Origin of the sequence: Acinetobacter lwoffii (genome assembly GCF_024129715.1) — a bacterium.
Classification (GTDB): Bacteria; Pseudomonadota; Gammaproteobacteria; order Pseudomonadales; family Moraxellaceae; genus Acinetobacter; species Acinetobacter lwoffii_U.
This window is the reverse complement of the sequence record NZ_JAMXXM010000003.1, coordinates 16184-41071: the sequence shown is the minus strand read 5'-3', so window position 1 is coordinate 41071 and position 24888 is coordinate 16184. Positions and strand designations below refer to the sequence as shown.

General features: G+C 42.3%; 25 protein-coding genes and 4 tRNA genes. 13 read left to right on the top strand and 16 right to left on the bottom strand.

The features are described 5' to 3' along the window. Positions 1-173: 173 nt before the first annotated feature. Positions 174-1397, bottom strand: a complete 1224-nt coding sequence (locus NI462_RS03430; RefSeq protein ID WP_044110271.1) for a L,D-transpeptidase family protein — start codon at positions 1395-1397, stop codon at positions 174-176. Positions 1398-1602: 205 nt separating this feature from the next. On the opposite strand from NI462_RS03430, the gene hemE reads away from it, so the two are divergent. The 5 genes from hemE (at position 1603) to NI462_RS03405 (ending at position 7651) form a co-directional block, all read left to right on the top strand. Continuing rightward, the gene (gene hemE, locus NI462_RS03425) at positions 1603-2673 is read left to right on the top strand and encodes a uroporphyrinogen decarboxylase (protein ID WP_253159109.1); all 1071 of its coding nucleotides are present in this window, start codon (positions 1603-1605) and stop codon (positions 2671-2673) included. 10 nt (positions 2674-2683) lie between these two features. After that, positions 2684-3484, top strand: coding sequence for a DUF817 family protein (locus tag NI462_RS03420; protein ID WP_253159107.1), 801 nt, complete (start codon positions 2684-2686; stop codon positions 3482-3484). 146 nt (positions 3485-3630) lie between these two features. After that, positions 3631-4101 (top strand): DUF3015 family protein, encoded by a 471-nt coding sequence (locus NI462_RS03415; RefSeq protein ID WP_004279577.1) that lies wholly within the window; start codon positions 3631-3633, stop codon positions 4099-4101. 77 nt (positions 4102-4178) lie between these two features. Continuing rightward, the gene (locus NI462_RS03410) at positions 4179-6065 is read left to right on the top strand and encodes an Lnb N-terminal periplasmic domain-containing protein (protein ID WP_253159105.1); all 1887 of its coding nucleotides are present in this window, start codon (positions 4179-4181) and stop codon (positions 6063-6065) included. 188 nt (positions 6066-6253) lie between these two features. Continuing rightward, positions 6254-7651, top strand: a complete 1398-nt coding sequence (locus tag NI462_RS03405; protein WP_253159103.1) for a diguanylate cyclase — start codon at positions 6254-6256, stop codon at positions 7649-7651. Between the two features lie 11 nt (positions 7652-7662). On the opposite strand, the gene NI462_RS03400 is transcribed toward NI462_RS03405, so the two are convergent. From NI462_RS03400 to NI462_RS03370, 7 genes are all read right to left on the bottom strand, one after another. Beyond that, on the bottom strand, positions 7663-8223 hold the full coding sequence (locus tag NI462_RS03400) for a DUF4385 domain-containing protein (RefSeq protein ID WP_253159101.1): 561 nt from the start codon (positions 8221-8223) through the stop codon (positions 7663-7665). 114 nt (positions 8224-8337) lie between these two features. After that, positions 8338-8772 carry a hypothetical protein gene (locus NI462_RS03395; protein ID WP_253159099.1) on the bottom strand — a complete coding sequence of 145 codons (435 nt, stop codon included), beginning with the start codon at positions 8770-8772 and terminating at the stop codon, positions 8338-8340. Positions 8773-9094: 322 nt separating this feature from the next. After that, complete coding sequence (gene folE, locus NI462_RS03390; RefSeq protein WP_253159321.1) at positions 9095-9643, bottom strand: GTP cyclohydrolase I FolE; 549 nt, start codon at positions 9641-9643, stop codon at positions 9095-9097. Between the two features lie 93 nt (positions 9644-9736). After that, the gene (locus NI462_RS03385) at positions 9737-10420 is read right to left on the bottom strand and encodes a Smr/MutS family protein (RefSeq protein ID WP_253159097.1); all 684 of its coding nucleotides are present in this window, start codon (positions 10418-10420) and stop codon (positions 9737-9739) included. A 198-nt stretch (positions 10421-10618) separates the two neighbouring features. Beyond that, complete coding sequence (gene trpC, locus NI462_RS03380) at positions 10619-11425, bottom strand: indole-3-glycerol phosphate synthase TrpC (protein WP_253159095.1); 807 nt, start codon at positions 11423-11425, stop codon at positions 10619-10621. A gap of 20 nt (positions 11426-11445) precedes the next feature. Further along, positions 11446-12492, bottom strand: a complete 1047-nt coding sequence (gene trpD, locus NI462_RS03375; RefSeq protein ID WP_064095533.1) for an anthranilate phosphoribosyltransferase — start codon at positions 12490-12492, stop codon at positions 11446-11448. Positions 12493-12501: 9 nt separating this feature from the next. Further along, entirely contained in the window at positions 12502-13086 is a 585-nt protein-coding gene (locus NI462_RS03370; protein ID WP_004646400.1) for an anthranilate synthase component II, read from the bottom strand. Between the two features lie 809 nt (positions 13087-13895). On the opposite strand from NI462_RS03370, the gene glnA reads away from it, so the two are divergent. The 6 genes from glnA (at position 13896) to NI462_RS03340 (ending at position 18817) form a co-directional block, all read left to right on the top strand. Continuing rightward, on the top strand, positions 13896-15311 hold the full coding sequence (gene glnA / locus NI462_RS03365; protein WP_004279641.1) for a type I glutamate--ammonia ligase: 1416 nt from the start codon (positions 13896-13898) through the stop codon (positions 15309-15311). Positions 15312-15401: 90 nt separating this feature from the next. Continuing rightward, positions 15402-15677, top strand: a complete 276-nt coding sequence (locus tag NI462_RS03360) for a hypothetical protein (RefSeq protein WP_004279642.1) — start codon at positions 15402-15404, stop codon at positions 15675-15677. A 2-nt stretch (positions 15678-15679) separates the two neighbouring features. Continuing rightward, positions 15680-16186 carry a chorismate--pyruvate lyase family protein gene (locus NI462_RS03355; protein ID WP_071851873.1) on the top strand — a complete coding sequence of 169 codons (507 nt, stop codon included), beginning with the start codon at positions 15680-15682 and terminating at the stop codon, positions 16184-16186. Between the two features lie 5 nt (positions 16187-16191). Continuing rightward, entirely contained in the window at positions 16192-17073 is an 882-nt protein-coding gene (ubiA, locus tag NI462_RS03350; RefSeq protein WP_253159093.1) for a 4-hydroxybenzoate octaprenyltransferase, read from the top strand. Positions 17074-17183: 110 nt separating this feature from the next. After that, positions 17184-18425 (top strand): lipase family protein, encoded by a 1242-nt coding sequence (locus tag NI462_RS03345; RefSeq protein ID WP_253113860.1) that lies wholly within the window; start codon positions 17184-17186, stop codon positions 18423-18425. 128 nt (positions 18426-18553) lie between these two features. Next, complete coding sequence (locus tag NI462_RS03340; RefSeq protein ID WP_253159091.1) at positions 18554-18817, top strand: hypothetical protein; 264 nt, start codon at positions 18554-18556, stop codon at positions 18815-18817. Positions 18818-19003: 186 nt separating this feature from the next. Here NI462_RS03340 and NI462_RS03335 read toward each other — a convergent pair whose 3' ends face one another. The 8 genes from NI462_RS03335 to NI462_RS03300 form a co-directional block, all read right to left on the bottom strand. Then, complete coding sequence (locus tag NI462_RS03335; RefSeq protein ID WP_253113865.1) at positions 19004-19993, bottom strand: diaminopimelate dehydrogenase; 990 nt, start codon at positions 19991-19993, stop codon at positions 19004-19006. A gap of 318 nt (positions 19994-20311) precedes the next feature. Then, positions 20312-20755 carry a DUF2726 domain-containing protein gene (locus NI462_RS03330; protein WP_184412565.1) on the bottom strand — a complete coding sequence of 148 codons (444 nt, stop codon included), beginning with the start codon at positions 20753-20755 and terminating at the stop codon, positions 20312-20314. 60 nt (positions 20756-20815) lie between these two features. After that, positions 20816-20891: transfer RNA gene (locus NI462_RS03325), tRNA-Asn, on the bottom strand. 6 nt (positions 20892-20897) lie between these two features. Beyond that, a tRNA-Asn gene (locus NI462_RS03320) sits at positions 20898-20973 on the bottom strand. A gap of 291 nt (positions 20974-21264) precedes the next feature. Then, positions 21265-21340: transfer RNA gene (locus NI462_RS03315), tRNA-Asn, on the bottom strand. Positions 21341-21345: 5 nt separating this feature from the next. Beyond that, a tRNA-Asn gene (locus NI462_RS03310) sits at positions 21346-21421 on the bottom strand. A 148-nt stretch (positions 21422-21569) separates the two neighbouring features. Next, positions 21570-22196, bottom strand: coding sequence for a superoxide dismutase SodB (gene sodB / locus NI462_RS03305; protein WP_004646486.1), 627 nt, complete (start codon positions 22194-22196; stop codon positions 21570-21572). A 153-nt stretch (positions 22197-22349) separates the two neighbouring features. Next, on the bottom strand, positions 22350-23108 hold the full coding sequence (locus NI462_RS03300; RefSeq protein WP_253159089.1) for a Nif3-like dinuclear metal center hexameric protein: 759 nt from the start codon (positions 23106-23108) through the stop codon (positions 22350-22352). 170 nt (positions 23109-23278) lie between these two features. Here NI462_RS03300 and NI462_RS03295 point away from each other — a divergent pair, with 170 nt between their 5' ends. Then, on the top strand, positions 23279-24460 hold the full coding sequence (locus NI462_RS03295; protein ID WP_148334389.1) for a S1C family serine protease: 1182 nt from the start codon (positions 23279-23281) through the stop codon (positions 24458-24460). A gap of 137 nt (positions 24461-24597) precedes the next feature. Further along, positions 24598-24855, top strand: coding sequence for a hypothetical protein (locus NI462_RS03290; protein WP_184412569.1), 258 nt, complete (start codon positions 24598-24600; stop codon positions 24853-24855). Positions 24856-24888 lie beyond the last annotated feature (33 nt).

Here is a 24888-nt window from a genome sequence, read left to right as displayed (position 1 = left end):
ATCTCGACATTATTTTTAACTTGAGATCATCATACTGTCGTTTTATAATTGAAAAAATCTCAAATAGGCGACAGATCATTGCATTTTTGCAACGACAGAGCTGAAAGTAAACATAAGGAATAAAAAAGCCCGCTCAAAAGCAGGCTGTTTTATTTAAATCGTTAGACCGGTCATCATTCTAAGAAACGAACCGTTACGCCAGATTTGACTTTACGGCCAAGATCATTGGCATCCCAGTTAGTTAAACGAATACAACCATGTGACGCTGTTTTCGAAATGGTAGATGGATTTGGTGTCCCGTGAATACCGAAGGATTTCTTGCTTAAACCAATCCAGATATTCCCGACAGGACCGTTAGGACCCGGTGGTAAAGACAGTGGTTTTAAGTTTTTACCTTGTACAAAGTTAGACGGTGAGTAGCTGTACCAAGGGTTTGGTGCAACACCTGTTACTTTATAGGTTCCGGTCGGAGATGGTGTATCCGCACTACCAATGGTGGCAGGGAATGACGCGATCATTTGATTTTTACTGTTAAATAAGTACAGTTGTTTCGCACCTTTATGTGCAACAATCAAGTGAATACCTTCAGGCAAGTCATTACGTACATTACTGACCAGTAATTTTTCACCAACTTTATTAAAGTTGGCATTTGGATTGAGTTTCTTTAAAAAATTCTCATCCATATGGAATTTTTCACTTAACATTTCACTGACACGTGTGTAGTACAGGCCTTTCATTTTCGCCTGTAACGCATAATCTGAAGGAATAGACTTGGCAAATGGGCCTGCCAGATCTTTTTCAGTAATGGTGTATTCAACAAAGGCTGGCTTAGAACCCTGACGTGCAACTAGTTTATCCCAGGTTTCCTGAGTCAAAACACCTGTCGGTTTAATGCCATTCATTTGCTGGAAAGATGCAATGGCTTTTAGTGTATTTTTACCGCTGGTTCCGTCAATCGCCCCCGGTGATGCATGGGCATTATTCAGCATGACATGTGCACGTGCGTAAACTGGGAATTGACCTGCACCGATATTTTCATACCACTGGGCATTATTTAAGCCGTCTAAAGTCCACGAAGCTTTGGTCGCTGCAGAGTTAGTCGGTGCTTTGGTATTTGGTGCTGCGCCAATAGAAGCAGTCTGATCTTCGGTATCCTGTAGCTCATTCAGCGCTTCAGATGCCTGTTTTAAGTCTTGTTGTTCTTGTGCGGTAATTTGCGCTTCTGCAGGTGCTGCTTGGGCCGCTGAAGCTTCAGTTGCTAATGGATCAATCGGATCTTGCACTGCAACATCAGTCACCACTTGGGGTTTTAATGGTTGTTCAGCAGTAGACGCGGCAAAAACTTGACCTGCGAAAATGCAACCTAGACTCACAGCGAGCATTGTGCGAACGAACATGTAACTCAACCTTAAGAATTATTTCTTTAACTATGTGAAAAAACACTATAAGTATTACAGAAAAAATGTGGAGATGCAGTAGTTGTTTTGTGTAAATCACTAGGTTGCCGTTCAATCCGATCGGTTTTTAAAGTTGCCAGAAGTTATTAAAACTGCGGCCTTTTTGCTATGATGTTGGCAATGTCAAAGAAAGATGGGAATGTGAATGACGACCTTAAAAAATGATCGTTTTCTGCGCGCATTGTTGCGTGAGCCTGTAGATGCTACGCCAGTATGGATGATGCGTCAGGCTGGCCGTTATTTGCCTGAGTACCGCGAAACGCGTACCAAGGCAGGAGATTTCCTTTCGCTTTGCAAGAATACTGAACTGGCCTGTGAAGTAACTTTGCAGCCTTTACGCCGTTATGATCTTGATGCCGCGATTTTATTCTCGGATATCTTGACGGTTCCGGATGCTTTGGGACTGGGGCTGTATTTTGAAGCCGGTGAAGGCCCGAAATTTCACAAGACCATCCGTACCGAACAGGATGTCGCCAATCTGCCTGCATTTAATGCCAAGTCGGATCTGGATTATGTGATGAATGCCGTTTCGACCATTCGTTCAGCCTTGGGCGGTCAGGTTCCTCTGATTGGTTTCTCGGGCAGTCCATGGACTCTGGCAACGTATATGGTCGAAGGCGGTTCAAGCAAGGATTTCCGTTTTACCAAACAGATGATGTATGCGCAGCCTGAAGTTTTGCATGCTTTACTGGATCGTCTGGCTGATGCAGTGACTGAATATTTGAATACGCAGATCGATGCGGGTGCACAAGCGGTACAGATCTTTGATAGTTGGGGTGGGGCATTAGCACATCGTGAATATATCGAGTTCTCGCTGAACTATATGCAGAAGATTGTCGCTGGTTTGCAACGTGAGAAAGACGGCCGCAAGATTCCGGTAATTCTGTTTACCAAAGGTGGCGGTCAATGGTTGGAACCGATGATTACGACAGGCGCAGATGCATTTGGTCTGGACTGGACCACGCCATTGAATGTCGCTCGTCAAACGGTTGCTGGTCGTGCAGCACTTCAGGGTAACCTGGATCCTGCAACTTTATATGGTTCATCAGACACCATCATTAAAGCGACAAAAGCCATGCTGGATGATGCCTATGCCAATGGCGAGAAAACCGGTTATGTTGCCAATTTAGGTCATGGTATTACTCAGTGGGTTGATCCGGCGAATCCAAAAGCATTTATTGATACCGTACATGAGTATAGTGCCAAATATCTTTAGGATGTAAACCTTGATCGATCTATTCAAATCAGGGTTTGAATTTACTTATAAGGCAGCTTCGGCTGCCTTATTTGGGATTTTGCTCCTGCTCGCTTTTGCGCTGACTGCTTCTATGGGCAGCGATCTCTTCTTTGGTTTTTACCGGTATGACTATCTGCTTTTTTTTGCTTTGCTGATTCAGGTGATATTGCTCTATACCAAACTGGAATCCTGGGCTGAAGCCAAAGTGATTGCGTTATTTCATCTCATGGCCATGGTGATGGAAATCTTCCTGACCCATCCGGCAATTGCTTCCTGGCATTACCCTCAACCCGCAATATTTAAAATCCTGACCGTGCCTTTATTTGCCGGTTTTATGTATTCTGCGGTCGGCAGTTTTTTTGCGCGCTCTTTACGTCTATATCAGGTTTCATTTGAAAAATTGCCGCGTTTTAGCCATATGCTGACATTGGCTGTCTTGTCTTATATCAACTTTATGAGCAAGTTTTTTATTCCCGATTATCGGGTGATTTTATTTGTCTGGAGCGTGCTGATGTTCTGGAAAACCAGAATTCGCTTTCAGCTGAATCGGCATACTTTTCAGTTGCCGATGTTACCCGTACTGCTGATTCTGGCGTTTATTATCTGGATTGCCGAGAACATCAGTACCTTTTACCAGATCTGGCTCTATCCAAGCCAGATTGAGCAATGGCATATGGTGGGATGGGGCAAACTGGGCTCCTGGTATTTGTTGTTATTGCTGAGTCTGGTGTTAGTACTGAAAATCTTGGGACAGCGTAATTCACAAGGCGATTGGGCGCTCAAGGAATAGTAAAATCAATCAGGTTATGTTTATGTAAAGCATACATTTTTTCAATTGCGCCAAACTTGACTTGTCGCTACTCTGCTGAGTATGTAATTTAAATTACATTATTAGAGTAATAACAAAGATTGCATGAGAATAATTGGAGAATAACTATGTTGAAAAAAATTATGCTGGCGGCGGTATTGGCGACTGGTTCAAGCATGGCGATGGCTGACCGAGATGTCGGTTGTGGTATCGGAAGCCAGGTGTGGGCGGGTCAGTCTGGTATTATTCCTAAACTCTTTGCAGGTACGACCAACGTTCTGTTCACGAATCAGTGGCTCGGGATCACTTTTGGTACTTTAGGTTGTAGCCAGGGCGGTACCGTAACCGCTCAAGTGGTGACCTTTACCAATGAAAACGCTGAAGCATTGGCGCGTGATATGGCAGTTGGAGAGGGTGAAAGCCTGAATGTTCTGGCTGAACTTTTGAATATTAAATCTGAAGATAAAGCTCGTTTCTTTAGCGTTTCCAAGCAGAATTTCTCTGAAATTTATTCCGAAGAAAACCAGAATACATTACAAGTTTTAAGCACCTTACAAACTGTGATGGCCAAAGATGAAGTATTGAAATCCTACATCTGATCCGCACCCTAAAAACCCTGCTGTTCTGGCAGGGTTTTCTTATGACTAAAAGAAATTGATGAGAATAAGTTAACTGAATGAAATATGCGTTCTTCATGTTGGGCCTGACATTCAGCCCTTTAAGTTTTTCTAGCGAAATTAATCCAGACATCCAGCATTATATAGCTCAGGCCGAAACCCTGCGTCTGGATCAGAGCACCACCTGGCAGCGTCTGATGTATGCTAATCCCGAAGGTCATAGCGAGGTTAACTATTCGGGCTATTTCCTGGCAGAGCAGGGAAAAACTGATCTAAAAAAAGAAATGCAGCATAACATTCAGGCTTTATTCCTGAGCGCAGAGCCGAATCAGTCTATTCGCTGTAAGTTTCCGGCACGCAGCAGCTGGTTAATGCAACAATTGAATATTTCCGAGCAACAATTGCCTAAGGTTAGTTGTCCGGATTTAGATAAATGGATTGGCGAGGTCAAGCCTTATCAGGCAACCCTGATCTATGCTACGGATTTTATGGGTAATCCCAGCTCCATGTTCGGGCATACCTTATTGCGGCTGGACCCTAAAGACCAGCAACAACTCAATCTGATTTCCTATGCAGTCAACTATGCCGCAACGGTCGATGGCAATGATAACTGGTCCTTTGCCTGGAAAGGACTGACCGGACAATATCCGGGTGAATATTCCCTGATGCCGTATTACCGCAAGGTCAAAGAGTATGGTGACTTTGAAAGCCGGGATTTATGGGAATATGAATTAAACTTAAGCCCGCAAGAAACCAGGTTTCTGGTACAGCATCTCTGGGAAATGCAAAATGTAAGTTTCCCTTATTATTTTGTCAATGATAATTGCGCTTATCGCCTACTGGGATTGTTTGATCTGGTACGTCCCGAGTTAAATCTACAGAAACAGTTTAATTCGACTGCGATTCCGATTGAAACACTGAAAGTCGTAGAACGGCAAGGCTTGATTAAACAGAAAGTTTACCGTCCGGCGCTTGAAACTCAATTGCTGGCACAGTCCAGACAGCATGGCAAAGCGCTGGCAAAAACTGCGCATCAGCTGGCTTATGCAGAAACAGGTGTAATGCCTTCAATCTTGCAGCCTTATCCGGCAGAAGATCAGGCCAAAATTCTGGAAATGGCCTATGATCATTTATATCTGGACTTTCTTCGACAAAAAGTCGATGAATCTTTTGCTCAACCACGTTTTCGCAAGTTATTAGGCTTAAGAAGCCAGCTAAATGTCGAGAAACAGCGTAAAGCACCGGAACGTTCAAAAATAGATCCGGTACAAAGCCATCATGCACGCAATATCAGTCTTCAGGCCGGACAGGTTCAGGGTGAATCTTTTGTCCAGCTTGGACATCGGCAGGCCTATCATGATCTTATCGATCCGCAAGGTGGTTTTCGAACAGGCACACAATTATTGTTTCTAGATGGGGCTTTGCAATATCGTGACAGTGAGCTCAAACTGGAACAGCTTGATCTATTTACCGTCAATTCCTATAACCCGGTCAATCCGTTTAATACGCCATTGTCCTGGGGTTTTAATCTGGGCTGGCAACAGGAGGCACTGGATGCGCATGGCCAGTTTAGTGAAGATGAACAGCATGGCGTCGCCAGCTTAAAAACTCAGGGTGGTTATAGCTGGGCAAATGCCAGCCGTGAACATCTATGTTATGCGCAAATGCAAACTCAGCTACAGGCAGGCAAGGCACTGGATCAAGGCTGGCGCGTAGGTGCTGGCCCTACTGTGGGGTGCCAGAATATCTGGAGCGATCAGATTAACAGTCTGGTGCAGGTGGAACTGCCTTATTGGGAAGATTCGCATCGCTGGCAGCTGAAACTGAATACTGAACTCCAATATGCATTCAATCCACAACATGCACTTCGGCTGTCTTGGGAATATCAGCAACAGCAGTCCAAAGACTGGGATCAATGGAGTCTTGGTTTGATTCGGTATTTTTAAGATTTATTTAAAACTATTGATAAAGTGCTGTGTATCCATGAGGCTACTGTTTAGTTTTCCCTTGTATAAAAAGATTGGCTTGGTTTGGTACAAATAATCTGGTCGATATTTTAGGAAAAATACCTGATATTTGCTATATTTGTCACATAATGTGAGTGCAAATTGCAAGGTTTTGGGGAACAGACAGTATGAATAATGAATGCATGGCAAGACTGGCCGAGCAATGGGAACAGATCTGTCAAAATTATTCATCTGATGACTTATTGCATGCCTTTCACTTTATTCAAGATCATTCCCTGATTCTGGTGGAAGAATTCTATAAAAACATGCTCATTGAAAAGGAATCTGCAGAATTTTTTTCCGATGACTTGATTCAACAGCGCTTGCGCGACACTTTAAATGCCTGGCTACTTGAAAGCTTTAGTGTAGGGATTAATAAACGCTATGCCGATGCCGTGCAGAAACAGGCGATGGTGGGGCATGTGCATGCGCGTGTCGGAATTCCATCCTGGCTGATTATGCGCGGTGTACGTGAAATTGAGCGTAAAATGTTTGAACTGCTGGATGAGAATCCTCACCACAGTATGTTGACCACCTGCAGTTATATTGTCCAGATCATGGGATTTGCCACAGAAGTCATGTGCCGATCTTATGAAGCTAAAACAGCCATGAATCAGGAAATTAAACACAGTTATCGTGTTTTTTCAGCGATGCAGGATGTGGCCGTACAAAAAGATAAACAGCGTAGCTCATTACTGGACTGGGAAAATGAACTTATGTTCAAAGTCTTTTCTGAGCATGAAAAATTGAATCATCCGATGTTGTCCAAGTCGGAGTTTGGTTTATGGTTTATTCATAAAGCCTCTTATGCTTTTACCGGTTCTGATCAGGTCGATTTAATCATTGAGCGAATTTATCAAGTCGATGAACTTAATCAAGATATTATGGACTGTACGGACAAAAACAATATGCTGGGACTGATCCAGCAGATCCGTGACTTGAACCGCGAAATTCAGTTGTTGGTAGATCAGTTATTTCAGGTGGCCGAATATATTGAATCCGGTAATGATTCATTGACCCAGTTATTGAATCGTCGTTATTTGAATACGATTATTTCACGTGAAATCACTTTTTCCCGTAAGAATCATACGCCTTTGTCTTTACTTGCTATTGATGCCGACTATTTCAAAAGTATTAATGACAAATTCGGACATGCAGCAGGTGATCTGGCCTTGAAATTTCTGGCCGAAGCATTGCAAAAATACAGTCAGGGCAGTGATTATGCTTTCCGGGTCGGCGGTGAAGAGTTTTTGCTATTACTGGTGGATACTGATGAGAAACGTGCCCTGAATATTGCCGAAAGTATTCGTAAATATATTGAAAATGGCATGATTAATTCGGCACAAGGCCAGCAATTTAAATTTACGGTCAGTATTGGTTGTGTGCTTTATGATGGACATCCGGATTATCAGCGCTTCCTGAATGAGGCAGATTCTGCCTTGTATATGGCGAAGAACAACGGGCGTAACAGAGTCTATATGGCTCATCAGTCCTTGAATCCGGTCGCACAACCACTCTCAGTTTAAATGAAAGGTTTTTATCCAGTTGCAGATTGCTGCTCTATAAATTCCTGAAATTTCTGTTTTTGCTGAAGATATTCGGGATGATTTTTAGCTTCATCCCATTTCTGTTTAAAAATTTTGGCAGCAGCGGCTTTAACAGGATCTTCCTGATTGCGTGGCAGCTCGGAACGGCCATGCGCGCCACTTAAACCTTTTTTGTCTTCCGGAACCGGCCCGTCATATTTTTTGCCACCTTTATGATTGGCATAACGCCGGGCACGGGTAAAACCCATCTGTAAAAACTTGCGTGCCATGTCCGCACCGATAAAATCTTCTTGTTTTAAATAGTCCAAAAAAAGCTGATAGATTTTCTCACTGCTAGCTTGTGCTTTTTCTTCATCTGCAAAGCGCCAGTGTGGCAGGATTTCTGATTTATAAGGCTCAACCAATAATACACCTTGTTCACCACGGCCAATCCGGTAGAGCTCCGGTCGTTTGCGGAAATTAACCTTTGCAAAGTCCAGAGAATAATCAAAACTATTCGAAACTACACGTGACGGACGTTTTGGTGGCGCTATTTGGGCAGATGGCTTCATATTCGGCCTTTTCTGAAATTTAAAATGACTCAATATTTCAGCTAATACAAATTATAAAAACGAAAGGACAGGATACAGAAAAGCCCCTGTCTTCTAGAGCTAGGGGCTTTTATTTTACTTCGATTTTTTTGAACTGGTCTTCGAGGTTTTAGCCTTGGTTGACTTGCTCTTAGAGGAGCTGCTCGACTGCTTTTTAGCAGGTGCTGATTTTTTTGAAGAAGACTTTTTCACTTTAGTGTCGTCTTTACTCTTGTTGCTGCTTTTCGCTTTAGCCGGTTTTTTCGCGGAAGAGGTCTTTTGGTCTTTCGCTTTATCACTGGCTTTTGAGCTCGAATTTTTCTTCGCCTTCACTTTTTCACCTTTGCTGGCATTGTCTTTCTTAGAAGATGCCGCTTTAGATTTACTGCTCGCCGCTTTTTTAGTGACTTTGCGATCACTGTCTTTGTCACTACTCTTATTCGACTTTTTCAGTTTCTCATCTTGGGTCTTTTTAGCAGTTTTTGCTGATTTTTTGCTGTCTTTCGCCTGGTTATTTTTACTATTCGCCATGGTTACTTTCCTTATCATTAAAAATCAATCAGAAAGATATAAAGCGCTTTGCTGTATATCAACTTCAAATTACTTTAATGGGAGAGCGGCAGGATTAAAACTTTATCATGTATCCAAGTGTAGGCTTGTTGCAAACACAAGCAGGAATTGTTTGAGTTCTAGACTGAAACATAGCAAGTTTTGGGACAGGTATTTAAACCCTGTTAACAGATGTCATTTATAGCAAGTGAGCTTTGGAGTTAAGTATTGATATCTATTCCTCCAAAAGCAAAAAACCCCGAATGATCGAGGCTTTGAGTAACTTATTTTTAAGCTTAAATAATTAATAGCTTTCTGGAACCGCACTTAAAAATTCACGGCGTGTTTCTTTATCGGTTTTAAAATCACCAATAAATGATACCGTACGTGTGGTTGATTCCTGCTTGCCTACACCGCGCATCATCATGCACATGTGCGCAGAATCAATGACTACGGCAACACCACGTGCTTTGGTGACTTCAGCCACGGCTTCTGCAATTTGCTGAGTCAGGTTTTCCTGAATCTGTAAACGGCGTGCAAACATTTCAGTAATGCGGGCAAATTTAGACAGGCCTAAAACATGACCTTCCGGCAAATAGGCGATATGCACGCGGCCATAAAATGGCAATAAGTGATGCTCACATAACGAATAAAATTCGATGTTTTTGACCAAGACCATTTCACGGTTATCGGAAGGGAAGACCGCCTTGTTGGTCACTTCTTCAAGTGTCTGGCTATAACCCGAGGTTAAATATGAAAATGCTTTCGCAGCGCGCACAGGCGTATCTTTGAGACCAGGGCGATTTAGATTTTCGCCAACGGCAGTAAGAATGTTTGCGTAGGATTGCTGCATAGTCATATGACGTATTCACTTAAACTGAGAATGAACAAGGACAGCATTGTAGCAGAAAACTTTTACAATGCCTTGTTTTGAGGCTAAAACCGTTTACTGTTTGAACTTTGGATTCTTTTCTGCACGTTTGAGCAGAACCAATACTGCACCGGTACCGCCTTGCTTTTCAGGTGCACTGACAAAAGCCAAAACATCGCGATGCTGACGCAGCCAGCCGTTGACATAGGTTTTTAAAATCGCTTCCGGACCTTTACCATGTACGATTTTAATCACGTTCTGGTTTTCATCTTTGGCGATCTGGATAATTTGCAGCACGGCTTGACGCGCTTCTTCTACGGTACAGCCATGCAGATCCACCGCTTCAAACCAACGCAAGTTACCGGCTTTCAAGTCTTCAAAAACTTTATGCTGCAAGGTGGCAATGCGGTAACTCAAGTTGGCCTGACTCCCGACAGGATTGAGCATGGCCTGAGTATCTGATAAAGCCATTGCCTCTGTTTCCATCGGGCCAGTAGCCGCTGCACGCTTCGCTAGGATTTGTGCATCCGGCTTTTTCTTGCGTGGCTTGTCCAGTTGAACCGTATTGCCCGATTCAATTTTTTGCACGCCCTGCATTTGCTTGCGGAATAATTCAAGTTCTTCTAAAGCCTCTTGCTCGATAGTCTTTTCAACTGGTGCAACAACGACCGCAGGCGTTTGCGGCTGTGTAATTTGCTTCTTAAAAGATTTCAGCAGGTTGTACTGATCTTTAGATAATGAAGAATCGTGTTTACTCATAATTGTAAAAACAAGGGAGATGCGGAATTTACAAGAATTATAGTCTGAAAATAGACAAAGGAGAACTGAATTGCGTTCATGACAGTGCTGAGGATTTTAAATGCGCTCGAGAATCTATGATCTACTTTTCAATATTGAAAATAAAAAAGCCCAATCCTGAGATTGGGCTTTTTTAATGCTTAGGTGAGCATTTACATTTTAAACCGCTTCAGGCTCACCAAACAGATCGCGGAAAGCATGATCCGGACGTGGCTGTTTCATGAAGCTTTCGCCGACCAGAAAGGCGTGAATATCATTTTTCTGCATCATCGCAACATCCGCAGGTGTGGCAATACCACTTTCAGTCACCAGCAGGCGTGAAGGGTCCAGTAATTTTCTCAAACGTAATGATGTGTTTAAATCCACATCAAAGGTTTTTAAATTACGGTTATTTACACCGAGCAGACAACGATCAGAAAGTTTTAAAGCACGGGATAGTTCTTCTTCATCGTGAACTTCAACCAGTACATCCAGATGATGTTCAAATGCAGTTTTAGACATTTCCTCTAACTGCTGATCAGACAGACAGGCCACGATCAGCAAAATACAGTCTGCATGCAAGGTACGTGCTTCAATCACGCCATAAGGATCGATCAGGAAATCTTTACGCAGCGCAGGCAAATCACAGTGTGAACGGGCAATCTGAATATATTCATCAGCACCCTGGAAAAAATCCACATCAGTTAGTACAGATAAGCAGGCAGCGCCGGCATCCTGATATTGCGCTGCAATTTCTGCAGGATTAAAGTTTTCACGAATCACGCCTTTAGATGGAGAAGCCTTTTTAATTTCAGCGATTACACCTGGGCGTTTAGACATTAAAGATTGGGCAAAGCCACGGACTGGTGTCGCAGCTTGTGCCAGTTCTTCGACATCCTTATAGCTTTTCTGCTTTAAACGTAGGGCAAATTCTTCTTTTTTACGGTCAACAATCTTGCCTAAAATTGTGTTTGCGATATCCACCATGATCAAAATCCCTGACCGAATTAAGCTTCGTAATGTTTAATGGTTTTGGTAAATTCAGACAGCACACTCATTTTTTCAAGTGCCTGACCGCCGTAGATAATGTCATGTGCCAGTGCAACACCTTGCTTATAGCTGCTGGTTAAACCGGAGACATAAATACCTGCGCCGGCATTCAGCGCGATCATGTTCGCTGCTTTATCACCGATGTCTGATTTTTTCTTGCCCAGTGCATCTTTGATCAACGCCAGACTTTGCGCAGAATCTTCCACAATCAGTCCGGTCAGGGTTTGCGACTCAATATCGACCGATTCAGGAATAATTTCCCATTCCGTGACTTCGCCATTTTTCAGTTCAGCGACATGAGTTGAAGAGGCAATACTGATTTCATCCAGACCATCACGTGAATGCACCACCATCACATGTTCAGCACCGAGCTGTTTCATGACTTCTGCAATCGGACGGCAGAGTTCATTGGAAAATACGCCAATGACTAAACGATTTACTCCGGCCGGATTCGTAAGCGGGCCAAGTAAGTTGAAAATGCTGCGAATCCCTAATTCTTTGCGTGGGCCGATTGCATATTTCATGGCTTGATGATGATTGGGTGCAAACAGGAAACCGACACCGACATCACGGATACAGCGTTCAGTCTGCTGCATGTTCAGGTCCAGGTTAATCCCGGCCTGTTCCAGTAAATCTGACGAACCTGATTTGGTCGAAACGCCGCGGTTACCATGTTTGGCAATGGTTGCGCCCGCTGCTGCAATTACAAATGCAGAAGCAGTAGAAACATTAAACAGGTTCTGGCCATCACCGCCTGTACCCACGATGTCCACTAAATATGGAATATCACTGACATCAATTTTGGTAGCCAGTTCACGCATAACACGTGCAGCTGCAGTAATCTCATCAATGCTTTCGCCTTTTAGGCGTAAGCCCATCAGCAGGGCACCAATCTGGGCATCGGTCGCTTCACCTGACATGATGGCACGCATCACGTCTTGCATTTGATCCTGAGTCAGGTGAATGTTTTTAGTAATATTGCTTAAAGCTTGTTGAATATTCATAAGATGTTCTTAGGCATAAATTTCGAGAAAGTTTTTAAAGATTTGATGACCATGCTGGCTCAGAATCGATTCAGGATGGAACTGCACGCCTTCGACCGGCAATGTCTTATGTTTCACACCCATAATTTCTTCCATAGAGCCATCCGCTTCATTGGTCCAGCAGGTGACTTCCAGACATTCGGGCAAGGTAGCTTGATCAATCACCAGTGAATGATAGCGCGTTGCAGGAAATGGAGAAGGAAGATTGCTGAAAATCCCGGTATCACTGTGGTACATATCAGACAGACGGCCATGCATGACACGTTTGGCACGCACGATATCACCGCCAAATGCCTGCCCAATACTTTGATGACCAAGACAAACGCCCAGTAAAGGAATTTTGCCAGCAAAATGCTGAATGGCAGGAATAGAAATTCCTGCCTCACTTGGCGAGCACGGGCCGGGGCCAATCACTAAATACTTAGGTTGCCATCGCTCTATATCTTCCAATGTCACGGCATCATTACGGACTACTTTTACTTCTTGATTCAGTTCGCCAAAATATTGGACGATGTTATAAGTAAAGGAGTCATAGTTGTCGATCATTAAAAGCATGAGCTTAACCTATTGAAATTAATGCACTTAACTGTGCTAATGTTGTCCAGATCGTACTTTATTTATACGTGTTGCAAGCACTTGCCTGACACAACTAAATCATTGATTTCATTGTGTGAAAATAAAGCACGCTTCATCATAGCAAAAAATAGCTGCATTCGGCGCAACAATTTCATTCAATTTATTGGCTTTAGAAACCTATAGAAAATTAAATAAAATTTTAATCATGATTTAAAGTAATAGGCTTACTCAGAGAAAGTTTTAAATGAATATTTTTTAGAGTAAAACTTAAAAATGAAAAAATGAGATCAAAGAGAGGTAAAATGCTTGATGAAAAAAACATCACTTGAATAATTAAGCTTTATATAAACTTTTCTATTGAAAGTAGATTTAAAGAAAGTGCCTCATAATAGGCATACAATCCCAAATGAATCGCAAAATTTTCTTTACTGATATCTACCAAAAAAACGCTCAATTTTTAGCCAAAAACAAGTAAAAACATAACAAAAGTAAGAAAAAGCAGCATATTTGCTATAAAAAGCTATGTTTCTCATACATCTTTATAGATACATGCACTATTTAGGTGCGCTAAAAAATAAAGCTGAAATAAAATAAATGAAGAATGCTTGAATATAGTGCATTTAGTTTTGCAGCTAGTATAATAGCCGCAAAGTATTTTTGTCACTTCATGATTTCTTATAAAGATTTCAAGATTTTATCTATACTTTTAAAAGTTGGTACGGTAATTGCTTAATAACTATCAACTGCTAACACGCACTTCACGGGTGCAACAAAAACATCGGAGCAAAATGAGCATGGCGAACAAGGTCCTTCAACTCATACAAGAAAGTGGCGCAAAATGGGTCGATTTTCGCTTTACTGATACCAAGGGTAAAGAACAACACGTCACTTACCCAGCAGACAGTATTGATGAAGATACATTTGAAGACGGCAAAATGTTTGACGGTTCTTCAATTGCAGGTTGGAAAGGCATCGAAGCATCGGACATGATTTTACGTCCGGATGCGGCAACAGGTTTTATCGACCCGTTCTTTGCAGAGCCAACAGTTGTTGTAACTTGTGACGTAATCGAGCCATCAACTGGTCAAGGTTATGATCGTGACCCACGTTCGATTGCGCGCCGTGCAGAAGAATATTTGAAATCTACCGGTATCGGTGACACTGCATTCTTTGGTCCAGAACCAGAATTCTTCGTATTTGACGAAGTAAAATGGGAAATCGACATGTCTGGCGCGCGCCATACATTGATCGCTGAAGAAGCTGCTTGGTCAACTAACAAAGACTACGAAGGCGGTAACTCTGGTCACCGTCCACGCGTAAAAGGCGGTTACTTCCCAGTTCCTCCTGTAGATTCTTCACATGACATGCGTGCAGACATGTGTGCGCGTATCGAAGACATCATGGGTCCAGGTCGTGTAGAAGTACATCACCACGAAGTTGCTTCTTGCCAGTTAGAAATTGGTGTGAGCTTCAACACTATGGTGCGTAAAGCAGACGAAGTTCAACAGTTCAAATATGCGGTTTGGAACGTTGCGCATCAATATGCAAAAACAGCAACCTTTATGCCTAAACCAATGGTTGGCGATAACGGTTCTGGTATGCACGTGCATATGTCGATCTCTAAAGACGGCAAAAACCTGTTTGCTGGTGATGAATATGCAGGCCTTTCAGAAATGGCGTTGTACTTCATCGGTGGTGTAATTAAACATGCCCGTTCTTTGAATGCGATCACTAACCCTTCTACAAACTCGTATAAGCGTTTGGTTCCACATTTCGAAGCACCGATTATGCTTGCTTACTCAGCGCGTAACCGTTCTGCATCTATCCGTATTCCTTACGTGTCTAGCCCGAAAGGCAAGCGTATTGAAGCGCGTTTTCCAGATCCAATGATGAACCCGTACCTAGGTTTCGCGGCATTGTTGATGGCTGGTCTTGACGGTATTCAAAACAAGATCCACCCAGGTGAAGCTGCTGACAAGAACTTGTACGATCTTCCACCGGAAGAAGAAGCAAAAATCCCTACAGTGGCGCATAGCCTGGATATGGCGCTTGAAGCACTTCAAGCGGATCATGATTACCTGTTAAAAGGTGGCGTGTTCACGAAAGAAATGCTTGATGCTTATATCGAGCTTAAAACTGAAGAAGTTCGTCGTCTAAACACGACTACTCACCCAGTTGAATTTGATATGTACTACAGCTTGTAATTCATCACGAATTAAAGCGAAGAAAACCCGCGCATGTCGTGGGTTTTTTTGTATCATCTATTTATAATTTTAAATGATTGATGGGCTTAAATGGCACAACGTAAAAAGCACACCAGCTTTTATCCATGGATTGATCCAAAAGATCATAACAAAGGTTTTAAGTTGAACTTCTCTGAAGTGACTTATCTTGAAGTGGGGCGGACTCCCGAGGGTTATAAGCAGGCTCAATTTGTGGCGCTGAAAAATCCTGAAATAGCGCTGGATTATGCTTATCCAGAATCATTTTATTTGAGTGCTGAAGGTTTTATTTTAATTAAAACCCCACAAGGCAAATATGAAATCATTGCAAAAACAGATAACTGTTAACAATGAATAGTCGTTCTAGAAATCAAAATCAGCGTGTGTTGCTGTCAACTCTGCCTGTTGAGTTAAAACCGTGGCTGTATGCATCGGGTTCACTCACGCAACAACTGACCGATTTGGCGCAAGGACAATTCCATGTCGAGCCAATTCAAGAGCATTTTCAGCGTTTAGGCTTTGCCAATGCCAAATGGATGCAGATGTCACATCAGCATACTTCCTGGGTGCGTGAAAGTTATCTCTACGGCTCGGAACAATCTCCTTGGGTGAAAGCCAAAAGCATCTTTCCGATTTTAAGCCTGCAAAAAAAAGCCCGAATTTTTCAGCATATTGGCACCAAACCGATTGGCTTGTTTCTGTTTCAGCGCACCAATCCACTCTGCCAGCGTCGGGTGGTACTTTTAGATGAGGGCTGGACCCGTCAGAGCTGCTATACTTGGCACGGCTGTAAATTTATCGTACAAGAAACATTTTTACCGGCATTTGAACACTTTATACAAAATTCACGGGCTTGATTTTTATGGCAACCGCACAAGCAATCACCTGGCGTGAGCGTCTTAGCGCCTATTATTATCTTTGTCGTTTTGATAAACCGATTGGGACTGAATTGGTTTTTTGGCCTACCATGTGGGCGCTGTGGATTGCAGCTCAGGGAATGCCACGTATTGAAATTTTAATTCCCATGATTTTGGGTGTGATTTTTATGCGGGCGGCAGGCTGTGCCATTAATGATTTTGCTGACCGTAAAGTCGATGCACATGTGGAGCGTACTAAAAACCGTCCGCTAGCGACTGGGATTATCAGTGCCAAAGAAGCTGTGATGGTATTTCTGGTTTTGGTGTCTGCCAGTGCCTGCCTACTATTTTTTCTGCCAATCGAAACTTTTTACTGGTCATTTGGGGCTTTATTTTTAGCGTTTATTTATCCTTTTATGAAGCGCTATACCCATTTACCTCAAGTCTTTTTGGGTGCAGCATTTTCCTGGTCGATTCCGATGGCTTATACCGCAGTTGGACAAACGCCGGATTTAACCTGCTGGCTTCTATATTTTGGTAATCTGGCCTGGACCGTAGCCTATGATACCCAATATGCAATTGCAGATCGTGAATACGATTTAAAGATTGGGGTGAAATCAACCGCGATCTTATTTGGTCGATATGATATTCAGATCATTAGCGCTTTGCAGGCCATTAGTATTCTTTTGATTGCTGTAGCACTTTGGCTAGAAAATTTACTGATTCCATTTGGTTTGGCTGCATTAATTGTTGTCGCTCTCGATTTTATTTACCAATGGTTTAAAACTCGAGATAAAAATCCACATTTGTGTTTCTGGGCGTTTAGGCATAACCGCTGGATTGGATTCATAATCTTTTCTGGAATTTTTCTGGCTCTTTGGTACTAACCATCTATCGGCTAATAACAAAAGCGTCCTATAAGGATGCTTTTTTTTATGCTTAATTTTGAGTGATCTCGATAAAAAGAGATAGGGAATAACAATAAAAGGATAGAAATATGCAGAATGGTTATAAGAAATTAATGTTGGGCGTACTGTGTTCTTCAGTACTGTTTTTATCTGCGTGTGGCGATGATGATAACAATGATATCTTTGTCCCCCAGCCAAAGATTTTTTTGAGTGAACAAGCCTATACCAAGGATGTCATAACCCAAGCATCAAGTATTCGAGTTATGCGATATAACATGCCAAATGTGCAGGGAAATACAGCAGAAGCTACAGCATTGGTTATCTATCCTAGAACTCCACAACCGAGAGACGGTTGGCGTGTAGTGGTGTGGGAGCATGGAACTGTTGGGAGTGGTGATAGCTGTGCACCAAGTTCAAATATTCTTAATCCACGGTTTAAAATAATGGCCGAGAGTTTACTCGCCAAAGGTTATGTCATCGTTGCACCTGATTATGAGGGTTTAGGAACTCGAGGGATTCATCCTTATCTGCATTTAAAGAGTGCCGCACAATCTGCAATCTATGCAGTGAAAGGGTTTAAGCAGCAGCAAGGCGATAAATTTAATGGTGCATGGGTATCTGTGGGGCAATCACAGGGTGGACATGCATCTTTGGGTACAGCAGAGTTTGCAGGGAATGATCCAAATTATAAAGCAGCAGTTGCAGCAGCACCTGCATCTAGTCTGGGCTATATTATTGGTACAGTTGCACCGCAAGCTTTAAATAAATTGATTTTAGGTGAAGGTGCTGGTGCCGTTCAACCAGGAACTGCGAAAGCTGTTTATTCAGAACTTCTTGCCTATGCAGCCTATGTCGGTGTTGGAATAAAAGCCTATGAGCCAAATTTTGCTTATCAAGATATCTTTGAAAGCACATCTGAGCTGGTTGCAGAACGTGCTGAAGGTACTACTGGTGAAAATGGTCTGTGTTTAGAAAATTTAATGACAGCTTTTAGTACGGATATAGATCAATGGTTACAGCAAAATCCTGGGAAAACAGTGGTGGACTATCCAGGGCTGACTGATAATTTTGATCAAAATTTATCTGTGAAAAATTTCTTAAGGGATAATCAGCCTGCTACCAAAAAAATAAATGTACCGGTAATGATTATTCAGGGTAAAGAAGATATGGCAGTACCTTATGATGTTACAGATGCCTTGCAAAAGAATTTGGCGGCTTTGGGTACGGATGTGACTTTCCTAGGAGTTGATGGTGCATCACATACTCAAGCAATCGTTTTAAAAAATACAGAGCTTGTAGAATTCATTGAAGAAAATATGCCAGCGAAGTAAAAATAAAAGCGAAGATATTAAAAGGAGCTAGGGCTCCTTTTTTATTTTCGCATTTTCAAAATTTGAGCAAGAGCTTTAATTTGTTATAGTAGGGGCGAAAGTTAAATGATTGTCAAAGCAGGTTTGTTATGTCCGAGCAGCCACAGCCCCGCAGTATAAAAAAGCTATTGATCTTCGGTACGCTTGCACTTTGTATTCCGGTATTTTTAATTAGTATGGCATTTCTTGCAGTGAATAGTGATGCTAAAAATCAGGAAAAATACAAGCAGCAGCAGGCAGATATGATTGCACGTATTGAAGCACGAGAAGCTGCGGAAAAGCTCAAAGCAGAGCAGGATGCTAAGGCAAATTCAATACAAGCTGCGTCTCAAAGTAGTGCAACAGCACCTTAATCTATCTAAAATCCCTTTGCACTTGTCTAATACTGCAAATGTCTGTGTAGTAGATAGTTGCATCGTTTGTCGAAAACTATCTCACTCGATTGTAGATATTCGATATTTCTTGATGAAGTAATTTGCGCTTTTCAACAGAAAAATATAGCCACCCATCATCCGATCGGTGGCTATATTTAAATCATCTTAAAGCAATTCTTTACGCAATTGCTCAGGAGATTTAATTGAAAGTAGAGCCGGTGCTACATCTAATGCTGTTTTAGCACCATATTGCTGGGTTTGATTCAGACGGTAGCAGGCACGGGCATAAGCCACTAACACACTTGCGGTAAACTCAGGATTGCTATTCAGCTTTAAAGAAAACTCAATCACCTGTTTTTGTGCATCACTGGTATTACCACTACGGATGACAAAACCGCCATGTGGCATATCCTGATGATCTTTCAGTAAAGTTTCCTCACTGATAAAATTCACGGTCGTATTATAATCCGCAAAATAATCAGGCATGCTGATGATGGTTTGTTCAACTGTTGCCGCATCAGCCCCTTGTTCCAAGACCACATAACAGTCACGATGATGTTTGTCTTTGGTGCTTAACTCAGGTCGTGCGCCACTGCGGACTTGTTCAATCGCGTCAGTAGATGGAATGGTGTATTGAACACCAGCTTTCACCCCTGGTACACGGCGAATCGCATCTGAATGGCCTTGGCTTAAGCCTTTACCCCAAAAGGTATAAGTTTCGCCATCTGGTAATAATGCTTCACCAAATAAACGGTTAATCGAGAACATGCCAGGATCCCAGCCAATAGAAATCATGGCTGTTTTTTTGTTAGCAAGGGCAGGTGCGTCGACTGCAGCATAGTATTCCGAAATACGTGCATGCGTATCAAAACTATCTACGGTATTGAATTTACTTGCAAAGATAGGCGCCTGTTGTGGCAAGTCATCTTTAGAGCCGCTACAAAGAATCAGCACATCAATTTTATCGCTAAAATCATTTAATAGTGCATCCATGCTATACACTTGAGTTTCTGCAAAGCAAGGAGAGACGCTGCTTGGTGAGCGGCGAGTAAAAATACCGACAAGCTGCATATCAGGATTTTTTTGGATGGCAGTTTCAACACCGCGGCCAAGATTACCGTAACCCGCGATACCAATACGAATAGAATTTTGCATAAATAAACGATCACTGAATAAAAAAACAACGCCAAAAATAAGTAAGATGATGAGGGCCGGAAATGAAACAGGCCAATCAGGTCATCTGACTTATATTTTGTTTTCGAAAGGATTATAGAGCGATAACTTAAACTTTATCACCCTAATCCTGCAGAAAGGCAGGTTTAACTGAGAATGCTTGTGATGAGATGTTAAATTGGACGAGGATTGGCTAATTTTGAAGCACTAAAAGCTGCCGAGAAATTAAAAGCGGAGCAGGAGGCTTTGATTAATCCAATTCAAGCTGCACTGGAAAGTGCCGAAATTGCACAGTTTAACTTATCTTAAATCCCTTTGCAGTTGTCTGATAGTTGGAATCTGAGTGTATCGAATCACGGTATAGCCTGCTGCAATCAGCATCGCATCACGTTCAGCATCTTCCTGCTCTTTGCCAATATGGCTCGGATCATCCAGTTCGACAATCGCCACTACATTATATTCACGATCAAGTACTACGAAGTCTGTAACTTTACGATTAAATTGATTACGCATTTTCATCTGATCGTGCGTGATCAAAGCGCTAAATGCGACTTGTGCCAGAATATGATGATGGGGAAAGGCATCTTTCAGACGTGTAAACATCCTGCTTTCAAAAGCAGTAATGACGCGCTTTGGATAGAATTTCTTTTGACGAGTGAAGAGATGCGGCAAGAGCAGGCAAACTAATGCAAAAGTTGCCAGGCAGCCAATCACAAAAAATATAAACTGACTCAAATTAAACACAGATCACAAAAGAGGAGAATAAAAAAACCCACTTCGCAATGAGTGGGTTTTTTAGAATCTTGGCTCTCCCACCTGGGCTCGAACCAGGGACCTGCGGATTAACAGTCCGTCGCTCTACCGACTGAGCTATGGGAGAATAGATTGGCTCTCCAACCTGGGCTCGAACCAGGGACCTGCGGATTAACAGTCCGTCGCTCTACCGACTGAGCTATTGGAGAATCTGACAGCGATTATAGAGAGATTTGAAAAGGGGTCAAGGCACTTTTGGAAAAAAGCTGCAGAAATTGAATCAAGTGTTTTAAAAATAGTCGAAAAGGTTTGTAGTTCAAACTGTTATGTTTATGTAAACTGGTCTTAACAGCAAAATCGCGATCAGCCTTAATTTTGATAAGTGATCTGGAGCATAAGAAATAAGTTAGCTGATCGCGCATATAAATCAATATGATCTCAATTTAAAAAATACAGCTATAAAAAAACCCACTTCGCAATGAGTGGGTTTTTTAGAATCTTGGCTCTTCCACCTGGGCTCGAACCAGGGACCTGCGGATTAACAGTCCGTCGCTCTACCGACTGAGCTATGGAAGAATAGATGGCTCTCCAACCTGGGCTCGAACCAGGGACCTGCGGATTAACAGTCCGTCGCTCTACCGACTGAGCTATTGGAGAATCTGATCGGCATTTTAGGGATGAATAACCAGGTCGTCAATCAATTAATGTAAAGAAATGAATTGTTTGCTTTATTAATATTCATTTAGTGCCTAAAAATAAAAAAATCACCCAAAATGGGTGATTTGTTTAGCAAAGAAATAAAAAATTATTTCTCAACACCTGCAGGCTGACCTGCATATTTCGCATTTGCATAATCCCAGTTTACTAGGCTTTCTAGGAAAGTAGAGATGTACTTAGGACGAGCATTACGGAAATCGATGTAGTAAGCGTGTTCCCAAACGTCAATCGTCAACACTGCAATTTTACCGTGCGCCATTGGCGTATCAGCATTTGAAGTTTTCATGATTGAAAGCTGACCGTTTACTTCGTCAGCCACTAACCAAGCCCAACCTGAACCAAATTGAGTAGTTGCAGCAGCAGCAAATTCTTCAGCAAATTTTTCATAAGAACCGAATGCTTCGTCAATTTTCGCAGCCAAAGTACCAGTTGCTTTACCGCCGCCGTTTTTAGCCATACAGTTCCAGTAGAACGTGTGGTTCCAAACTTGAGCCGCGTTATTGAAAACACCCGCTTTAGAAGCATCACCAGCAGTTGCTGTAATAATTTCTTCTAGAGTTTTGCCTTCAAGCTCAGTACCAGCGATCAGGTTATTCAGGTTAACCACATACGTATTGTGGTGTTTGTCGTGATGGTATTCTAAAGTTTCTTTGCTGATGTGTGGAGCAAGATCTTCGTAGCCATAAGGTAATGCTGGTAAAGTAATGGTTGTCATGTTTTCAATTCCTTGCATTTTGCTGGGTTTTAACAATAAGTGGCTTTATTGTAATAGATAATCGGGCAGAAATGGGCATCGTGTATAAATAACAATACAGAATAAAGCCTGAAAATATATGAATAAAGCCACTGATCATAAACGTCAGTCGAATTAAATCGGATTGTTTAATTCGAAATAATCATACTCAATATTAAACTGTTCTGAAATAGCCTTGGCCAGGCGTTGCACACCGTATTTTTCAGTCGCATGATGGCCACAGGCATAATAATGCACATTCAGTTCCTGAGCTTCATAAAAGGTCCGTTCAGACACTTCGCCCGAAATATAGGCATCACAGTTCTGTAGTGCCGCTTTTTGAATATAATCCTGCGCACCGCCGGTACAGAAACCGACTTTATGGATTTGAGTTTTGTCTGCAGGCAGATGAATCGCATCAAAGCCCAGCTTTTCTGAAACATAATTTTTAAAATCTTCCGGACTCATTGGCTGTTTTAAATAGCCAATATTGCCAATCGGACGTTTTTCACTCGGATCCAGCTGTTCGATATTTTCGAGTTCTAATAAATCCGCAATGGCAGCATTATTTCCCAGAGTTGGATGACTGTCTAAAGGTAGGTGATAGCCAACCAGTGAAATATCATTTTGAATCAGGGTTTTAATGCGTTTACCACGCATTCCCGTAATCGGATAGGCTTCTCCTTTCCAGAAATAGCCATGATGAACCAGCAATAGATCAGCGCCTTGCTCAATTGCAGCTTCAATTGCACTCTGGGAGGCGGTCACGGCACAGAGGATTTTATTCACTTCGGATTTGCCTTCAATCTGCAAGCCATTCGGTGCATAGTCCTTAAATTCACGTGCTGCCAAAGTTTGGTCACACCATTGAATAATATCGTTCAAATTCGCCATAAAATTCCTGTAAGTTTAAAAACTTGCCCATATTTATCTATAGGTCTAATTGTAACTAAAGCTGCACAAATCTCTGTGGAATTTTTTGTGTTTAGTTATGTATTTCGCATTACAATAGGACACAAATTACTTAGTCATCAACGAATTAAAATATTTTAGAGGATAGCAACGTGCGCCGCACCTTTACATGGTTACCCTGGGTGTTACTGATTTTAGTCATTATCGGTTTTTTGGGGTGGCAACAACTACAAAAACCAAAGGCACCAGTTGCGCCAGATGGTGTCAAAATGCCTGCTGAAAAAGTAGAGCCGTTGATTGATACGTCGCGCTCAGGAGGCGTGGTCTCCTATAGTGCTGCTGTAAAAGTGGCAGCACCCGCTGTCGTGAATATTTTTACTACCCAAAAAGTCAAGCAACAGGCGCATCCTTTACTGACCGATCCGGTATTTCGTGAATTCTTTGGCGATCAGTTGCCTGACCAGTATGGACAAAGCCCGAATGAAAACAGTTTAGGTTCGGGTGTAATTGTACGTCCAGACGGTTATATCCTGACCAATAACCACGTGATTGCACAGGCCGATCAGATTGTAGTGGCTTTGCAGGATGGTCGTCGTGCTGAAGCCAAGGTGGTCGGAACTGATCCGGATACCGATCTGGCTGTGATCAAGATTGAACTGACGCAATTGCCAGTTTTGCCATTTAAACTCAGTGGCAATGAAGTCGGTGATGTGGTTCTGGCCATTGGTAATCCTTTTGGTGTTGGGCAAACCGTGACGCAGGGGATTATCTCAGCAACGGGCCGTTCAGACTTGGGTATTAATACCTATGAAGACTTTGTGCAGACTGATGCTGCAATTAACCCGGGTAACTCGGGCGGTGCACTTATTGATGTCGCCGGTAATTTAATTGGCGTCAATACCGCAATCTTCTCGCAGTCTGGTGGTTCACTGGGGATTGGTTTTGCCATTCCGGCCAAAATCTGTCAGCAGGTGATGAATGCCATTTTGAAAGATGGCCGTGTGGTTCGTGGCTGGTTAGGGATCAGCTTATTACCTGCAGAGCGTGATGATGTCCTGCAACCCAAAGAAAAAGGCGTAACGGTCGCAGAAGTGCTCCCAGATGGACCTGCTGCCAAAGCGGGAATCCAGCGTGGTGATAAAATTATGAAAGTAAATGAGGAAGAGATTAGTTCCGCCTCACATCTGATTAATTTTGTGGCTTTGCAAAAGCCAAACAGTACCATTCAGATTGAAATTGAGCGGGCAGGGAAAACCATGATGCTAGAAGTTGTGGTGACTGAACGTAAGGCACAAGACAGTGCTTCACAATATATTCCTCTACCAGGCCAGTAAGTTTGATCAAAAAAAATCCCTCATCATGAGGGATTTTTTTATGCAATTATTTCAGCTTGTTCTGATACAAAAGTGAAATATTAAGCGCTTTATAAATCATTTAGCTTAATGAAATAACATTAAAAGAGAAAATAAAAATGACTTTTATGACGGCAGATCAGGCCAAAATTTTATCCAATGTTGCTAACCTGAATATTGAAATGTATAAGCCACGTCTGGCGCAACTGATTGAAGATAATGCCCGGCAAGGCAATACAGCGGTACTGACAGTTTTTCCTAAACATCTGCCTTTGGAAGATATTCGTGACTTGTCTGCGGAGTTAACAGATCTAGGCTATAACGTGCGCTTTGAGGTACAGGAATTTTATTACAGCTTTAATGTGTACTGGCTATAATTTTAACAATTGTTCAAAAATAGTCCTGTTCAG

Bases quoted from the DNA above. Each gene is read 5' to 3' on its own strand.
- NI462_RS03430 (WP_044110271.1), bottom strand. From the start codon at position 1,397: ATGTTCGTTCGCACAATGCTCGCTGTGAGTCTAGGTTGCATTTTCGCA.
- hemE (WP_253159109.1), top strand. From the start codon at position 1,603: ATGACGACCTTAAAAAATGATCGTTTTCTGCGCGCATTGTTGCGTGAG.
- NI462_RS03415 (WP_004279577.1), top strand. From the start codon at position 3,631: ATGTTGAAAAAAATTATGCTGGCGGCGGTATTGGCGACTGGTTCAAGC.
- NI462_RS03410 (WP_253159105.1), top strand. From the start codon at position 4,179: ATGAAATATGCGTTCTTCATGTTGGGCCTGACATTCAGCCCTTTAAGT.
- NI462_RS03405 (WP_253159103.1), top strand. From the start codon at position 6,254: ATGAATAATGAATGCATGGCAAGACTGGCCGAGCAATGGGAACAGATC.
- NI462_RS03400 (WP_253159101.1), bottom strand. From the start codon at position 8,223: ATGAAGCCATCTGCCCAAATAGCGCCACCAAAACGTCCGTCACGTGTA.
- NI462_RS03395 (WP_253159099.1), bottom strand. From the start codon at position 8,772: ATGGCGAATAGTAAAAATAACCAGGCGAAAGACAGCAAAAAATCAGCA.
- folE (WP_253159321.1), bottom strand. From the start codon at position 9,643: ATGCAGCAATCCTACGCAAACATTCTTACTGCCGTTGGCGAAAATCTA.
- NI462_RS03385 (WP_253159097.1), bottom strand. From the start codon at position 10,420: ATGAGTAAACACGATTCTTCATTATCTAAAGATCAGTACAACCTGCTG.
- trpC (WP_253159095.1), bottom strand. From the start codon at position 11,425: ATGGTGGATATCGCAAACACAATTTTAGGCAAGATTGTTGACCGTAAA.
- trpD (WP_064095533.1), bottom strand. From the start codon at position 12,492: ATGAATATTCAACAAGCTTTAAGCAATATTACTAAAAACATTCACCTG.
- NI462_RS03370 (WP_004646400.1), bottom strand. From the start codon at position 13,086: ATGCTTTTAATGATCGACAACTATGACTCCTTTACTTATAACATCGTC.
- glnA (WP_004279641.1), top strand. From the start codon at position 13,896: ATGAGCATGGCGAACAAGGTCCTTCAACTCATACAAGAAAGTGGCGCA.
- NI462_RS03360 (WP_004279642.1), top strand. From the start codon at position 15,402: ATGGCACAACGTAAAAAGCACACCAGCTTTTATCCATGGATTGATCCA.
- NI462_RS03355 (WP_071851873.1), top strand. From the start codon at position 15,680: ATGAATAGTCGTTCTAGAAATCAAAATCAGCGTGTGTTGCTGTCAACT.
- ubiA (WP_253159093.1), top strand. From the start codon at position 16,192: ATGGCAACCGCACAAGCAATCACCTGGCGTGAGCGTCTTAGCGCCTAT.
- NI462_RS03345 (WP_253113860.1), top strand. From the start codon at position 17,184: ATGCAGAATGGTTATAAGAAATTAATGTTGGGCGTACTGTGTTCTTCA.
- NI462_RS03340 (WP_253159091.1), top strand. From the start codon at position 18,554: ATGTCCGAGCAGCCACAGCCCCGCAGTATAAAAAAGCTATTGATCTTC.
- NI462_RS03335 (WP_253113865.1), bottom strand. From the start codon at position 19,993: ATGCAAAATTCTATTCGTATTGGTATCGCGGGTTACGGTAATCTTGGC.
- sodB (WP_004646486.1), bottom strand. From the start codon at position 22,196: ATGACAACCATTACTTTACCAGCATTACCTTATGGCTACGAAGATCTT.
- NI462_RS03300 (WP_253159089.1), bottom strand. From the start codon at position 23,108: ATGGCGAATTTGAACGATATTATTCAATGGTGTGACCAAACTTTGGCA.
- NI462_RS03290 (WP_184412569.1), top strand. From the start codon at position 24,598: ATGACTTTTATGACGGCAGATCAGGCCAAAATTTTATCCAATGTTGCT.